Source organism: Marinobacter sp. GH_1, assembly GCF_048595985.1.
In the GTDB taxonomy this organism is placed as follows: Bacteria; Pseudomonadota; Gammaproteobacteria; order Pseudomonadales; family Oleiphilaceae; genus Marinobacter; species Marinobacter shengliensis.
This window is the reverse complement of the sequence record NZ_CP184460.1, coordinates 1,018,900-1,033,405: the sequence shown is the minus strand read 5'-3', so window position 1 is coordinate 1,033,405 and position 14,506 is coordinate 1,018,900. Positions and strand designations below refer to the sequence as shown.

The window sequence follows — 14,506 nt, the reverse complement described above, 5'->3', positions numbered from 1 at the left end:
CTCCTGATACCCAATCTTTCAATGCCCTGATGACTCAGAGACACCCGGTTCGTTCAAAATTTCTTCCAGAAGCTGACGCTCTTCTTCCGTAAGCACCCGCTTTTCCAGCAGGTCGGGGCGTCGCTCCCGGGTTCGCCTCAACGATTCTTTCAATCGCCAACGCCGGATCTGTTCATGGTGACCGCCCAAAAGAACTTCCGGCACCGCCTGACCTTCGTAAACCTCGGGCCGGGTATAGTGCGGACAATCCAGCAAACCGTCAGCAAAGGAATCCTGCTCCGCTGACTGCGCATGACCCAGCGCTCCGGGGATGAGGCGTGTTACCGCATCAATCACAGCCATCGCCGCCAGTTCGCCACCTGAGAGTACAAAATCCCCCAGAGACACTTCCCGGTCGACTTCCGCCGATATCAGGCGCTCATCAACGCCTTCATAACGACCGGCAACGAGAATCAGCTGCTGTTCGGCGGCCAGAGACTCCACCACCGACTGATCCAACCTTTCACCTTGTGGCGAAAGGTAGACCACACAGGCCTTGCCGGGTGCCGATGCCCTGGCCTCATGGATGGCATCCCGGAGGGGCTGAATTTTCATCAGCATTCCGGGGCCGCCGCCATAGGGCCGGTCATCCACCGTGCGATGTCGGTCGTGGGTATAATCCCGGGGATTCCAGCAGCTGAAGGTCAGTAACCCTTCACGAACTGCCCTGCCGGTAATACCGTAATCCGTCACCGCAGAAAACATATCCGGGAACAGACTGACCGCGCCAATCCACACCCGTCAGAACTCCGGATCCCAGTCGACCACCATGCGCGAGTTGTCCAGATCCACCCCGTGAACCACCTGATCAGGCAGATAGGGGATAAGCCGTTCGCGCTGGTCAATGGAGCTCGCCGTTGCGCGCACCACCAGGACATCGTTGGAGCCTGTTTCCAGCAGGTGATGCACCTTACCCAGGCACTCACCTTCAACCGTGAACACTTCAAGCCCCTCCAGCTGGTGCCAATAGAATTCCCCTTCAGGCAATTCCGGCAACTGCTCGGTTGGAACCCGGATCTCGGCACCGCCATAGGAGCGGGCCAGCTCACGGTCATCTATACCTTTAAGCCTGACGACGATCCCCTGCCCCTGGCGGCGACCTTCCTCAAGCTTTACCGGGATACGCTTACCGTCAAGAACCAGAGTCCAGTCACGATAAGTGAGTATCCCTTCCCGGGGCTCAGTGTAAGAGAAGACTTTAAGCCAACCCTTGACCCCGAACACCGAGGTGATCTGGCCGATCACAGTTTCCTGTGGATGCTGTGTCATGCCTGTCAAACCCCGGTCTTCACGTGCAATTAACCAGCAGTTTTGAGCAGCTGGGCAACGCGATCACTTGCCTGGGCGCCCTGGCCCAGCCAGAAATCAACGCGCTCACGATTTACACGCAGACGCTCTTCCTGGCCGCGGGCAACCGGGTTAAAGAAACCAACACGCTCAATGAAACGGCCGTCACGGGAGTTACGGCTGTCAGTGACTGTCAGATGGTAGAACGGGCGCTTCTTGGAGCCGCCACGAGCCAAACGGATTGTTACCATTTCGACCAATATCCTGTTCTGTTGTACGAACTTTGTACGATTCTCACCATGCCGACTGGCGGCTGACGAGAAGACCCATACTCGAAAGGGGCGCTATTCTATGCCAAAAAAGCGCCAATGAAAACAGGGAAACGCTCGGTTTCCCCATTTTATATGTAAGGCTTTTTACATACGGCCGAACGGGGGCATGCCACCACCACCGCCGCCGGGCGGCATCATACCACCAAGACCACGCATCATGTTGGCCATTCCGCCTTTCTTGCCAAATTTCTTCATCATCTTCTGCATCTGCTTGTGCTGCTTCAGCAGTCGATTCACATCCTGTATCTGGGTACCGGAGCCGGCGGCAATGCGGCGTTTGCGGGAGTTGTTGATCACATCCGGGTAACGGCGCTCCTTGGGCGTCATGGAGCAGATGATGGCTTCCATCTGGCCAACCGACTTGTCATTTACCTGCTGCTGCGCCATCTGGGCCATCTGCCCCATGCCCGGCAACTTATCCAGCAGGCCACCAATGCCGCCCATATTTTTCATTTGCTGGAGCTGGTCACGGAAATCTTCCAGATCAAAGCCCTTACCCTTCTTGATCTTTTTGGTAAGTTTCTCGGCCTTCTGTTTATCCAGCTTGCGCTCTGCTTCCTCAATAAGGGAAAGCACATCCCCCATCCCCAGAATGCGGGACGCAACACGGTCTGGATAAAACGGCTCCAGGGCATCGGATTTCTCACCAACACCCAGGAACTTGATCGGCTTGCCAGTGATATGGCGTACAGACAGCGCCGCGCCGCCCCGGGCGTCGCCATCGGTCTTGGTCAGCACCACACCGGTCAACGGCAGGGCATCGTTGAACGCCTTGGCGGTATTGGCGGCATCCTGACCGGTCATGGCGTCAACCACGAACAGGGTTTCCACCGGGTTCACGGCCTTATGCAGCCGACCGATCTCACCCATCATCTGCTCGTCTACGTGCAGACGCCCGGCGGTATCGAGAATCACCACATCGATATGCTTGCGGCGCGCCGCCTCAATCGCCCCGTTCGCAATGTCCACGGGGTCCTGTTCGGTGGTGCTGGGGAAAAACTCGACACCCACTTCACCGGCCAGGGTTTCCAGCTGCCGGATGGCCGCCGGCCGATAGATATCGGCACTGACCACCAGCACGGATTTTTTCTGACGCTCTTTAAGGAAGCGGGAGAGCTTGGCGACCGTCGTGGTTTTACCAGCCCCCTGCAGGCCGGCCATCATGATCACCGCCGGCGGCCGGGTAGACAGGTTGAGGGATTCATTGCCCTCGCCCATCACACGCTCCAGCTCCTGCTGGACAACCTTTACAAACACCTGGCCCGGCGTGAGGCTGCGCTGGACTTCCTGACCAATAGCCCGCTGCCGGACACCTTCGATGAAATCCTTGACTACCGGCAGCGCGACGTCCGCTTCCAGCAGCGCCATACGAACTTCGCGAAGCGTGTCTTTGATGTTGTCGTCGGTCAGGCGTGCCTGGCCGGAGATCTTGCGCAAGCTACCGGATAGCCGGTCCTGGAGGTTCTCAAACATGTTGCTCTTCCGTACCCCGGAGAAATTGTTCACACAAATCAAGAAGCCAGCCCGGGCTGCTTGATTCCTGTTGCATAATCGCGACATTATACCCAGACTACGGAGCCTCTGAACAACTCCGTGCCCGCTTTCATTACAAGGCAACACACTAAGGATGTCATGGGAACGCTGATTCTCGCGGTTACCGCACTCTTTCTTTACAGCGTTGGAACCGCCCTGCAGGCTCTGCATTTCAGGGGGCGGGTACAGAGTAATCTGGCCATCACCACCCTGATTGGCATCCTGGCACTGATTGGCCATGGCCTGCTGATTGCCCAGACCGTGCACATGGATGGCGGCTTCGATTTGAGCTTTTTCAAAAGTTCCGTGCTCATTTCCTGGCTGATCGTGTTTTTGTTATTGGGACTGAACCTGACCAAGCCCGTCGCAAGCCTGTTCCTCGGGGCCTACCCAATCGCGGCACTGACGATTGTGATGACACTGATCACCCAGACCCCTTCCCGCCTTGTGCCGGACCAGAGCTATGGCATGCTGTCGCACATTGCGCTGTCAGTGACAGCCTACAGCCTGTTCACCCTGGCGGCCATTCAGGCGGTACTGCTGTATTTCCAGAACCGGCAGCTCAAACACAACTACAACAGCCTGCTGGTCCGCAACCTGCCACCACTGCAAACCATGGAGTCCCTGCTGTTCGAAATGGTCTGGGCGGGCGTTGTCCTACTGGTACTGGCCATTGTCACTGGCGCAGTCTTCATCGAAGACCTGTTTGCCCAGGACCTGGCCCACAAAACACTATTTTCCATGCTCTCACTGATGGTGTTTATCGGGCTGTTGGTGGGCCGCTACACCAAAGGCTGGCGGGGGATGACCGCCAGCCGGTGGACTCTGGCGGGGTGCGCTCTGCTGATGCTGGCATTCTATGGCAGCAAATTCGTGCTGGAACTTCTGTTCCAGAGAGGCGGCTGATCACCCGAATAGCTTGACACTACAAACCAACTCACCCTATTTTCCACTCTTGTCGTCAACATAAGGGCTTTTCTTTTGAACGAAACATCGCTGACGGCGCTGTTCATTCTTCTTGTCGGTCTGATTATCCTGTCGGGCTTCTTCTCAAGCTCAGAGACGGGAATGATGTCCCTCAACCGGTACCGCCTGAAACACATGGCGAAAACCGGCCACAAAGGCGCACGCCGAGCGCAGAAACTCCTTAGCAGGACCGACCAGCTGATTGGCGTCATCCTGATCGGCAACAATTTCGTGAACATCTTCGCCTCGGCCATCGCTACTGTGATCGCCATCCGGATCTGGGGTGATGCCGGCATTGCTGTCGCCACCGTACTGCTCACCATCGTTATCCTGATCTTTGCTGAAGTGACCCCGAAAACACTGGCCGCCCTGTTCCCGGAGAAAATTGCTTTTCCCGCCAGCTACGTGCTGAGGCCGCTACTGAAAATCCTCTACCCGCTGGTGTGGGCCGTTAATCTGTTTACAACCGGCATTTTGCGTCTGCTCGGCGTTTCCTCAGCTCAGGCCACAGAGGACCACCTGAGCCGGGAAGAACTCAGAACGGTTGTTAATGAGGCCGGCGCATTGATACCCGCCAAACACAAAGACATGCTGGTAGGCATTCTGGACCTGGAAAAAGTGACCGTGAACGACATTATGGTGCCCCGCAACGAAGTGGCGGGCATCGACCTGGACGACGACACGGACACCATCATTCGCCAACTCCGAAGCAGCCAGCACACTCGCCTGCCTGTGTATAAGGGAGACATCAACAACATTCAGGGAATACTACACCTGCGCAGTGCCGCCAAACTGCTGCAGGAGCCGGAGATAAACAAAGCTATGGTGATGCAGTTAAGCCAGGAGCCCTATTTCATCCCGGAAAGCACCCCCCTGAACACTCAACTCCTCAATTTTCAGAAAGGCCGCCGCCGCTTTGGCATCGTGGTGGATGAATACGGAGAAGTTCTGGGCCTGGCCACGCTGGAAGACATCCTTGAAGAGATTGTGGGCGAGTTCACCACCGATTACTCCGCCACCTCACAAGACATTATCCCACAGGATAACGGCACCTATATCATCGACGGCGGTGCGGCGGTCAGATCCATCAACAAGACCCTGGGCTGGAAACTGCCCACCGACGGTCCGAAAACCCTGAACGGCCTGATCACCGAAACCCTGGAAAACATTCCGGAAACCAACGTTTGCCTCAAGGTAGGCGGCCATCGAGTGGAAGTGCTGCAGATCAAGGACAACGTGGTGAAAGCGGCGATTGTGCACCCCAAACGCCTCGGCAAACGGTCTCGGCCGGCCCTGGAACCCCGCCCGGCTCGGTGAACCGGACACGGCCGATGAGGCCGGCTTTTTGAATGACGTCCCAGGTTAGCGTTTATTCATGTTAATCCAACCAAAAATGCGCTAAATTTAACCAATAATTCAGAATAGAAGAAGAGCAAGCTCGGTCATGTATCCGGTTGAGGCGTAAACAGGAGTCGGCCATGAACAAGCAGTCCGGCATACATTACCTCCGCGAGCACCGGGAAGCAGCCAGCTCCCGGCCGGTTCCTGCGGAGGTAACCCGTATCCGTGACACGGTTGTCGCGGGACTGGGAGATTTGCTGCAAGGGGCTTTTGACGCTGTCGATGATTCACTCTTCGAACTGGCGAATAATGCCCGTAGTAACAACGAGCAGAACCGGTACTTTGAAGCGATGCGGGAAATCCGCATAAAGCGCAAAGGGGTTGAGCGGCATTTCCAGAACGCCGTTGCCCAATTCTTTGCTAATCCCCCCCACGCCGGACAGCTGCAAACGCCGGACACCACCCAACAGGCAAGTGCAGACACCCTGTCGCTGGTCGGCAATGACGACCTGGAAGAACAGGTTGCCCTGAATGCCATGATCACCAAGGCCAAGGCACACTTCCAGGGCCCCCTGATTCAGTTGCAGGCGCGATTCACCGAAGTGTACCCGGACGCCACTGAAGAGGTGCCGGTTAACCCAATGGCACCGGAACACCTGTGCAGCGCTTTCACCGAGGCCATCCAGGCGCTGGAGATCCAGATCAGGGAGCGGCTGATCGTTCTCAAGCAGTTTGACCGCTACGTGGTGTCCAACCTGGGCATGCTGCTGGATGAAGCCAACCGAATACTGATCCAGGCCGGCGTCATCCCCAACTTCCGATTCCACGGCAAGGCTGGCCAACAGCAAAAAGCCCCGGGCAAGCCAGCGCAGGGCGAAGCGCCCAAGGCCGGAGGCGGTGAGGCCGCCGCTTACGAGCAGAGACCTGAAGACACCGCCCTGTTTGATCAGATTCGCCAGATGCTGGCGCTGCAGAGGGCCAATTCAGGCCTGCCTCCACGTAGTGCGGACCCGGCCCTGCGGGTAGTCGGAGGACCTGAACTGGCAGATATGCTCAATTCCCTGCCTAGCTACGACAACCTTCAGGACAGCGAAGATCTAAGCACCGGCAAACCGGTGGAACTGGATCTCCGGCAGATCGTGCAGCAATTGCTGGCAAGAGCCGAAGGCCAGGATGGACGCAAGCCGGCCCTGAATGAAGTAGACGAAGACCTGATCAACCTGGTCTCCATGTTGTTCGAGTTCATACTGGATGACTACAACCTGTCTGCTCCGGTACAGGTACTGATCAGCCGGCTGCAGATTCCGATATTGAAAGTGGTCATCAAGGACAAGAGCTTTTTCAGCAAAGCTACCCACCCGGCCCGCAAACTGCTCAACTCCCTTGCCCGTGCCGGTATTGGCTGGAGCTCCAGTGATGAAAAAGCCAGAGACAAGCTCTATGGCCAGATTCATAACGTTGTGCAGCGAATTCTCAATGAATTTGACGGCGATGTCGCCCTGTTCGAAACACTGAACCAGGAGTTCGAACAGTTCCTGGAGCGCGAAAACCGCAAGGCGTCTCTGGTGGAACAACGTACCCGGGAGTCTGAACGGGGCCGCATCAAGTCCCAGAAGGCCCAGGAAGCGGTCGACCGGCTGATCAAAGAAAAAGTCTCCCGATACCGCCTGCCCGAGCCGGTTCACGATATTCTGATTAATGGCTGGAGCAGGGTCATGTTTCTCGCTTACCTGCGTGACGACACCGAGCACCGCTGGCACGAGACGGCCCGGGTGGTAGACGACCTGATCTGGTGCCTGCATCCCCACGAGGAAGACGAAGAGCGGGATCAATGGGTCCGGGTTGTTCCTGCCTTACTCAAGACACTCCGGGCCGGGCTGGAGGAAGTGTCTTACAACGCTTCCCGTCTGGACCAGATGATGGGGCAGCTTAAGCACGAACTGGCGGAAGCCTTCCGCACCAATGCGGCCATCGAGGCACGCCAGGACAGCCCTGAAGAGATCGAAGAAGAAGCGCCCACCGTGCATCAGACCGCCGTTGAGCGCCAGCAGGAACTGGAAGATGCTGCCATTGCGGAGTATGTAGCGAAGCTGGATGACATCGAGATCGGCAACTGGGTTGAGTTCAAGCTGGTCAACGGTACCAGCTTCCGATGTAAACTGTCTGCGGTTATCGAAGAGGCCGATTGTTTCGTGTTCGTTAATCGCATGGGCCTGAAGGTGATCGAGAAAACCAGGGTGGAGCTGGCCCACGAAATGCGCCGGGGCCGCCTGACGCTTCTGGAACAGGGTGCCCTGATTGACCGCGCCTTGAATGCCGTCGTGGGCAACCTGCGCACCAAAACCGCCTGATTGCGATGTCAGAGCCAGGCCTTCGACCTCCGTCGATCCCGGCGTCCTATCGGCTGATTCTGGCCATCTCCCTGGCCCTGACAGTGCACACCTTGCTACTGGCCGGGCTTCCCTCACCCCTGAGGGAAGCCCGGGAGTTCAGTCATCGCCTGGTGTTTACTCTCCAGTCCCCGGCCTCCGAAACCAGCACCGCATCCAGCCCCAACGCCGCTGAACCACAACCCCCGAGGCATCCGGATTTTACCGTTGAGGCCCCTGAGCAAATCACGACCGACTCAGCAAACCGACCTGTTGCCGAGCCAGTCTCGACCCAAACCGCCCGGCCCACCCCAGAACCAGCAGCCAGAACCGAAACCAGCCGGCCCCGCTCACAACGGCGTCCGGCCAGTCCTGAATCGATGGCATCCACACCGTCAACCTCAACCACCAAAGACGAGCCGGAAGCGATTCAGCGGATAACCCTGTCGCCGTCAGAGCAGGACCCGTACCTGATTCTGCTGGCCACCCATCTGGCGGAACAACTTGAACAGGAGCGAGTGCCTGCAATAGCGGGCCTGCAGGAGACACTCACGATGGAACTGGAATTAAGACTGCTCGCCAATGGCGCGCTGACCCGGGCACGGGTTGTGGAATCGACGGGTATCCAGGGGATTGATGATGCAGCGTATCGTGCCGCGCTGGCTGCCAGCCCCTATCCGGAGCCAAAAGGAGAAGAGCGGGACCGCTTCGAGGTAAAGCTGGTGTTCACCCCGAAGCGCCGCTAAAAGAAAGCTCAGGCTTCGGCTTGCTTGACCGCGTCTTTAACCGCCTTGGCCAGCTCACCGCTCTCGGACATTTCCAGAACAATGTCACAACCGCCCACCAGCTCACCACCAATGTAGAGCTGCGGGTAAGTCGGCCAGCTTGAATAGACTTTGAGGGCTTCGCGCAGCTCCTGATTGTCCAGAATGTTCACGAACGCAAACCGCTCACCGCACGCCATCAGAGCCTGAACGGTACGGGCGGAGAAACCGCACTGCGGTGCCTGCGGAGTGCCCTTCATGTAAAGAATGACCGGGTTCTCTTCGAGCTGGCTCTTGATGGTTTCATTGATATCCATGAACTCATACCTCTGGTTGAAATCAGGTTTACCGTTACACGGCACTTAACCGCCATTGTACACGGCTGGTCGATTAGCCACCAAACCGATGTGTTTGACCCAGAGCAACCACCCCACCCCCGGCGTTGTTTTACGGGTTGTGAAGGGCTAGACTTGATGCCCTTTTCAGATGCTAACCGTACAGCAGTTTCCTTGAAACAGGGGCCTTTCATGGCGGCAAGACATTTTCTGACTCTGAACGACATGACCACCAGTGAGCTGGAACAGCTCCTTGATCATGCGTCCAGGCTTCGTAAAGAGTGGCATGCGGGTAAAACCCGGGATTCCCTGAAAAACCGGGTATTGGCGATGATCTTTGAAAAGTCGTCCACCCGCACACGGGTATCCTTTGAAGCGGGCATGACCCAGCTCGGTGGTACCGCCATGTTCCTGTCGCCCCGGGACACCCAGCTTGGCCGGGGCGAGCCCATCGAGGACTCCGCCATCGTGATATCCAGCATGGTGGATGCGGTGATGATTCGGACCTTTGCCCACGAAACCGTTGAGCGCTTTGCCTCGGCTTCCAGCAAGCCGGTGATCAATGCCTTGACCGACGAATTCCACCCGTGCCAACTGCTGGCGGATATGCAAACCTACCGTGAACATCGCGGCAGCATCCGCGGAGCTACCGTTGCCTGGATTGGTGATGGCAACAATATGTGCCACTCCTACATCAACGCGGCGGCCCAGTTCGATTTTCACCTGAACGTGGCCTGCCCGGAAGGGTATGAACCAGACAGTAACCTGCTGAAAGCCCACAGTGATCGCGTAACCGTGGTGCGCACACCGGAAGACGCTGCAAAGGGTGCCAACCTGCTGGTCACCGACGTTTGGGCCTCCATGGGCCAGGAAGACGAGCAGAAGGCCCGAGAGAAAGCCTTTCAGGACTACCAGATCAACCCGGCACTGATGTCTGTGGCCGCCAAGGATGCCCTGTTCATGCACTGCCTGCCTGCCCACCGTGGCGAGGAGATTTCCGCCGACATGATGGAGCACCCGGGTTCAGTGGTGTGGCATGAAGCGGAAAACCGCCTGCACGCCCAGAAGGCCCTGCTCGAGTTCCTCATTCTTAACCGCCTGGACTGATCCATGCCTGAATCTTTGCTGCCACCGGCCGACTGGCTGCTGGAAGTCAACAACCTGTCCTGCGGCTATGGCGGCGACTCTGTCGTTAAAGACGTTAGCTTCGCCCTGAGCCACGGCGACATTGGGTGCCTGCTCGGCCCCAGTGGCTGTGGCAAAAGCACCATTCTCAGAGCCCTGGCCGGCTTCTTGCCTTTAAACAGCGGGGAAATCCAGCTCCAGTCCCAGGCAATCAGCCTTCCCGGGCGCACCCTGGCTCCTGAAAAGCGTCGTATCGGCATGGTGTTTCAGGATTATGCGCTATTCCCGCACCTGACCATCGCCGATAACGTCGGGTTTGGCCTGAGGAACATGACCAAGGCCGAACGTCGCCAGAAGGTCATGGAGCTGCTCAACCTTGTACACCTGCAGGACCTGGCAAATAACTATCCCCACGAGCTATCCGGCGGCCAGCAACAGCGGGTCGCCCTGGCCAGGGCACTGGCGCCAGAGCCAACGCTGATTCTGCTGGATGAGCCGTTCTCGAACCTGGATACCGACCTTCGGCGCCGGCTGAGCCTGGATGTACGGGATATCCTGAAAACACTCGGCATCAGCGCTATCCTCGTCACCCATGACCAACAGGAAGCGTTTGCCATGTGCGATCAGGTGGCCGTGCTCAAAGACGGCACTCTGCAGCAATGGGACGTACCCTACAACCTGTATCACGAACCCGCCAACCGCTTCGTAGCCAGCTTCGTTGGCCAGGGCGGCTTCATTCCCGGTACCGCCCTGGGGCCGGACACCATTGAATCCGAACTGGGCGTTATCCACGGCAACCGGGCCTATAAATGGAAGCCGGGCACGTTACTGGACGTTCTGATTCGCCCGGACGATATCGTCTACGATGAGCACTCCGACCTGAAACCGAAAGTGGTGGAGAAAACCTTCGCAGGCACGTCAACCCTGTATCGGTTCCGGTGCTCGGAAGATACCGAATTCGAGGCCCTGTTCCGGAGCCACCTGGACTTCCACATGGGTGAACACGTGCCGGTGCGTGTCGAAGCCGATCACCTGATTGCCTTCGAACGCACCAGTTGAGAGAGCGGGTCAGTTGTTGCAGACCCGCTCGACTGCATCCAGCCAGCCTGCATACAGCGATTCCCGAAGCGCCGGCTTCATATCCGGCCGGAATTGCCGCTCGCACTCCCACATATCGGAAATCTGCTCCAGGCTTTCGAACACTCCGGTCTGCAGTCCTGCCAGATACGCCGCGCCCAGGGCGGTGGTTTCTGTTACCTTTGGCCGATCAACGGTCACGTTAAGAATGTCACAGAGAAACTGCATTACCCAGTCGTTTACCGCCATGCCGCCGTCTACCCGGATCGACTCCAGGCGCGCGCCATCGTTACGAATGGCCCTCACCAGATCCTTGGTCTGGTAACACACTGACTGCAGTCCGGCGGTGACAATCTCAGCAATACCGGTATCACGGGTCAGGCCCAAGATAGCGCCCCTGGCATTCGGGTCCCAGTGGGGAGCCCCCAACCCGGTGAACGCCGGCACCAGATAAACCGGGTTATCCACACCCACCGTTTCGGCATGGCCGGCCGACTCGCTGGCGTGAGTAATCAGGCGTAGACCGTCCCTGAGCCATTGCATGGCGGCGCCAGCAACAAAAATACTGCCTTCGATGGCATAGCATGGCTTACCGTTTAGCCGGTAAGCCATGGTGGTCAGTAACCGGTTTTCCGAACGCAGGGCGTCGTCACCGGTATTGAGCATCAGAAAACAGCCCGTTCCGTAGGTGCTCTTGGCCATACCAGGTTCGAAACAGGCCTGCCCGATCAGCGCGGCGTGTTGATCACCGGCAATGCCCGCCACCTTGACCGGTGCCCCAAGCCAATCTGCGTGGGTATCGCCATATTCATCCGCACAGTCGAGCACTTCTGGCAGCAACGCTTTGGGCACCCGAAAAAGCGCCAGCAGATCATCGTCCCAGTCCTGTTTATGGATATTGAACAGGGCCGTTCGTGATGCGTTGGTGGCATCGGTGCAATGGGACTGGCCATTGGTCAGGTTCCACAACAACCAGGTATCGACGGTACCAAACGCCAGCTCACCGGCTTCAGCTCGCTTGCGGGCACCTTCCACATTGTCCAGCAGCCAGGCAACCTTGGTGGCAGAAAAGTATGGATCAATCAGCAGGCCCGTACGTTCAACCACCAGGGCCTCATGGCCATCCGACTTGAGCTTGGTGCACAACGAAGCGGTGCGGCGATCCTGCCAGACAATGGCATGGTGGATCGGCTCGCCGGTCTCACGGTCCCATACAACCGTCGTTTCCCGTTGATTGGTAATCCCGATGCCGGCCAGGGCAGACGCCTGGACCCCGGCTTTGTCCAAAGCCTCGCGACACACCGCCAGGGTGCTGTCCCATATCTCCACGGCGTCATGTTCAACCCAGCCGTCTCGGGGAAAATACTGGTGAAACTCCTGCTGGGCGACTGCCACCTGCGTACCCCTGGCATCGAAAACGATGGCCCGGGAGCTGGTGGTACCCTGATCAATGGCAAGCAAATAGCGGGACATTCAGATCTCCTTTTTTTCAGGAGAGTCTACCAGTCCGAGAGCAGTCCGAGTGTGAATAACCACTATTGGCGGGAAATTTTGCATAAAAAAAGGGCCGGATAAATCCGGCCCTCAAATGACGAATGAAACAAGGAAAGTTCGTAAGAACTACAACCTCAAAAGTCATCCCTTACGCTGTCTATTCTCAGCCCGGAAGCTGACGGATTCAGTAGCTATTCTGTAGAGCTTTGTTACATCAGGTGAGGTCGTGAGCACTGGCTCACAAAATGGCGTCATCCGGCTTACGTCTTGGCCAAACCAGGCTGAATCGCGCGCCCCCGAGCTCGTCACTGCGCCCAACAAAGGCCTGACCGCCATGCCAGTAAAGAATGCGCCTTACGATGGACAACCCCAGGCCATAGCCACCCGAGGTTCTGGTGCGGCTGTCATCCAGCCGGGCAAAGGCGGTGAACACCTTCTCCCAGTCTTGCTCGGGGATCCCCGGGCCGTCGTCTTCCACGTCAACCCGGCAGTTGTCCTCGTCAAGATGGCAGTTCACCAACACCCGGCCAGCAGCATACCGGCCAGCGTTGCCCACCAGATTCTGGATAGCCCGGTGGATGTACCTGGGCTCCACATCCGACAGGGCCCAACGCTCGGATTCCTCATCTATACGACACTCAATCCGGATCTCCGGGCGGATCATCTGTTGTTCAGAAACCACTTGCCGAACCAGGTCTGTTACCGAGTCCTCCCGCAAGCTGAACACCGGCCCACCCTGCTCCAGGCGGGCGTAGGTCAGTATTTCATCAATCAGCTCATCGAGCTCCTGGATATCACCATCGATACCGTCCAGCTGCTTCTCGAGAACCTCCGGGCTGCTTCCGGATTCGATCATCTGGACACCAAAGCGAATTCGGGCTACCGGAGTGCGCAACTCGTGGGAAACGGCGTGGATCATTTCCCGTTGAACCTGAACCAGCCGCTGTATGTGCTCCGCCATACTGTTAAACGAACAGGCAAGCCGCGACACCAGTGTGCCATCCTCAGACTCCACCCGGGCGCCCATTTCGCCACGGCCAATACGCACTGCCACAGATTCCACCTTCCGGAGATGGCCATCGACAAACCTCATGGCCAGGAACAGAGCTGCCGCCAGCACCGAGCCCACCACGATGCCAAGCAAGACAATCATTGGCCAGGCCCAGGGATTGAACGGTGACGGCATGCGAACAACAACCAGATCACCTTCCTCAAGACGCAGCAGCACCTGGGTGTTTCGGGTGCCCTGCTCATTGAAAACCACCAGCCCCGTGTTGGCGATGTCTTCAATAACGTCCTGATTGGGCAACGCCTTCAGGTCCTGTACCGGTTCAACACGCACGCCCAGGGCCTCCGCCAGTTGCGAGGCAACATCGGCCCGCTGCTCAGCGCTCACCGTTTCCAAATGCCATCGAACCACCAGGGCAACTGCCTGGGCCATTTCCCGGTATGGTTGCTCAAGGCGCAGGCTAACGAGGCCACCCTCGAAAGAGCGAACCAGATAACGAAACCCAACATCGGTACGTTGCGCCACCACCTGCCCATACCCCAGCCGCTCCATGGCCACTTTGTCCAGGTCGAACTGTTCCGGCGGGCCAGAACGCAGGTCGAACAGGGAGGGCATCCAGTGATACTGCCTTGTGGGCGCGGGCGTCGCCGCCAGCCAGCGCATCAAAGGGTCCGCGAACCGTTCATGCCAGAATTGATGACGAACGGAGTTGATACCGTTGAACAGAAGAACACACAGCAGAATGACCAGCGCGGTGACACCGGCCAGGCGAGCATAGACTGTCAGGAAAAATTTCAGGGACATTGGGCCTACCCTGGTAACACGGCCTGCCCAC

At 57.7% G+C, this 14,506-nt stretch carries 13 protein-coding genes; 6 read left to right on the top strand and 7 right to left on the bottom strand.

Annotated features, from left to right (window positions below; all coding sequences use genetic code 11):
- Window positions 1–18: 18 nt before the first annotated feature.
- From trmD to ffh, 4 genes are all read right to left on the bottom strand, one after another.
- The gene (gene trmD, locus ACNSOI_RS04815; protein WP_152437469.1) at window positions 19–777 is read right to left on the bottom strand and encodes a tRNA (guanosine(37)-N1)-methyltransferase TrmD; all 759 of its coding nucleotides are present in this window, start codon (window positions 775–777) and stop codon (window positions 19–21) included.
- Window positions 778–780: 3 nt separating this feature from the next.
- Window positions 781–1,308, bottom strand: coding sequence for a ribosome maturation factor RimM (gene rimM, locus ACNSOI_RS04810; protein ID WP_152437468.1), 528 nt, complete (start codon window positions 1,306–1,308; stop codon window positions 781–783).
- A 29-nt stretch (window positions 1,309–1,337) separates the two neighbouring features.
- Entirely contained in the window at window positions 1,338–1,577 is a 240-nt protein-coding gene (gene rpsP, locus ACNSOI_RS04805) for a 30S ribosomal protein S16 (RefSeq protein WP_058091782.1), read from the bottom strand.
- A 165-nt stretch (window positions 1,578–1,742) separates the two neighbouring features.
- Complete coding sequence (gene ffh / locus ACNSOI_RS04800) at window positions 1,743–3,131, bottom strand: signal recognition particle protein (protein ID WP_106693498.1); 1,389 nt, start codon at window positions 3,129–3,131, stop codon at window positions 1,743–1,745.
- 159 nt (window positions 3,132–3,290) lie between these two features.
- Here ffh and ACNSOI_RS04795 point away from each other — a divergent pair, with 159 nt between their 5' ends.
- From ACNSOI_RS04795 to ACNSOI_RS04780, 4 genes are all read left to right on the top strand, one after another.
- Entirely contained in the window at window positions 3,291–4,097 is an 807-nt protein-coding gene (locus tag ACNSOI_RS04795; protein WP_420195231.1) for a cytochrome C assembly family protein, read from the top strand.
- A gap of 75 nt (window positions 4,098–4,172) precedes the next feature.
- Window positions 4,173–5,474, top strand: coding sequence for an HlyC/CorC family transporter (locus ACNSOI_RS04790; protein ID WP_420195230.1), 1,302 nt, complete (start codon window positions 4,173–4,175; stop codon window positions 5,472–5,474).
- 161 nt (window positions 5,475–5,635) lie between these two features.
- Window positions 5,636–7,849, top strand: a complete 2,214-nt coding sequence (locus tag ACNSOI_RS04785; RefSeq protein WP_342631974.1) for a DUF1631 domain-containing protein — start codon at window positions 5,636–5,638, stop codon at window positions 7,847–7,849.
- Between the two features lie 5 nt (window positions 7,850–7,854).
- Complete coding sequence (locus ACNSOI_RS04780; protein WP_420195229.1) at window positions 7,855–8,613, top strand: TonB family protein; 759 nt, start codon at window positions 7,855–7,857, stop codon at window positions 8,611–8,613.
- Between the two features lie 8 nt (window positions 8,614–8,621).
- On the opposite strand, the gene grxD is transcribed toward ACNSOI_RS04780, so the two are convergent.
- On the bottom strand, window positions 8,622–8,948 hold the full coding sequence (grxD, locus tag ACNSOI_RS04775; RefSeq protein ID WP_061332302.1) for a Grx4 family monothiol glutaredoxin: 327 nt from the start codon (window positions 8,946–8,948) through the stop codon (window positions 8,622–8,624).
- A gap of 210 nt (window positions 8,949–9,158) precedes the next feature.
- Here grxD and argF point away from each other — a divergent pair, with 210 nt between their 5' ends.
- Both argF and ACNSOI_RS04765 read left to right on the top strand, forming a co-directional pair.
- Window positions 9,159–10,073, top strand: a complete 915-nt coding sequence (gene argF, locus ACNSOI_RS04770; RefSeq protein WP_061332303.1) for an ornithine carbamoyltransferase — start codon at window positions 9,159–9,161, stop codon at window positions 10,071–10,073.
- Window positions 10,074–10,076: 3 nt separating this feature from the next.
- A complete protein-coding gene (locus ACNSOI_RS04765; RefSeq protein WP_058091774.1) occupies window positions 10,077–11,150 on the top strand; it encodes an ABC transporter ATP-binding protein in 1,074 nt (357 codons plus the stop codon).
- 9 nt (window positions 11,151–11,159) lie between these two features.
- On the opposite strand, the gene glpK is transcribed toward ACNSOI_RS04765, so the two are convergent.
- On the bottom strand, window positions 11,160–12,641 hold the full coding sequence (gene glpK / locus ACNSOI_RS04760; RefSeq protein WP_420195228.1) for a glycerol kinase GlpK: 1,482 nt from the start codon (window positions 12,639–12,641) through the stop codon (window positions 11,160–11,162).
- A 259-nt stretch (window positions 12,642–12,900) separates the two neighbouring features.
- Window positions 12,901–14,475, bottom strand: coding sequence for an ATP-binding protein (locus ACNSOI_RS04755; RefSeq protein ID WP_420195227.1), 1,575 nt, complete (start codon window positions 14,473–14,475; stop codon window positions 12,901–12,903).
- Window positions 14,476–14,506 lie beyond the last annotated feature (31 nt).

Coding starts and splice junctions, on each gene's coding strand:
- rimM (WP_152437468.1), bottom strand. CDS start 1,308: ATGACACAGCATCCACAGGAAACTGTGATCGGCCAGATCACCTCGGTG.
- rpsP (WP_058091782.1), bottom strand. CDS start 1,577: ATGGTAACAATCCGTTTGGCTCGTGGCGGCTCCAAGAAGCGCCCGTTC.
- ffh (WP_106693498.1), bottom strand. CDS start 3,131: ATGTTTGAGAACCTCCAGGACCGGCTATCCGGTAGCTTGCGCAAGATC.
- ACNSOI_RS04795 (WP_420195231.1), top strand. CDS start 3,291: ATGGGAACGCTGATTCTCGCGGTTACCGCACTCTTTCTTTACAGCGTT.
- ACNSOI_RS04785 (WP_342631974.1), top strand. CDS start 5,636: ATGAACAAGCAGTCCGGCATACATTACCTCCGCGAGCACCGGGAAGCA.
- ACNSOI_RS04780 (WP_420195229.1), top strand. CDS start 7,855: ATGTCAGAGCCAGGCCTTCGACCTCCGTCGATCCCGGCGTCCTATCGG.
- grxD (WP_061332302.1), bottom strand. CDS start 8,948: ATGGATATCAATGAAACCATCAAGAGCCAGCTCGAAGAGAACCCGGTC.
- argF (WP_061332303.1), top strand. CDS start 9,159: ATGGCGGCAAGACATTTTCTGACTCTGAACGACATGACCACCAGTGAG.
- ACNSOI_RS04765 (WP_058091774.1), top strand. CDS start 10,077: ATGCCTGAATCTTTGCTGCCACCGGCCGACTGGCTGCTGGAAGTCAAC.
- glpK (WP_420195228.1), bottom strand. CDS start 12,641: ATGTCCCGCTATTTGCTTGCCATTGATCAGGGTACCACCAGCTCCCGG.
- ACNSOI_RS04755 (WP_420195227.1), bottom strand. CDS start 14,475: ATGTCCCTGAAATTTTTCCTGACAGTCTATGCTCGCCTGGCCGGTGTC.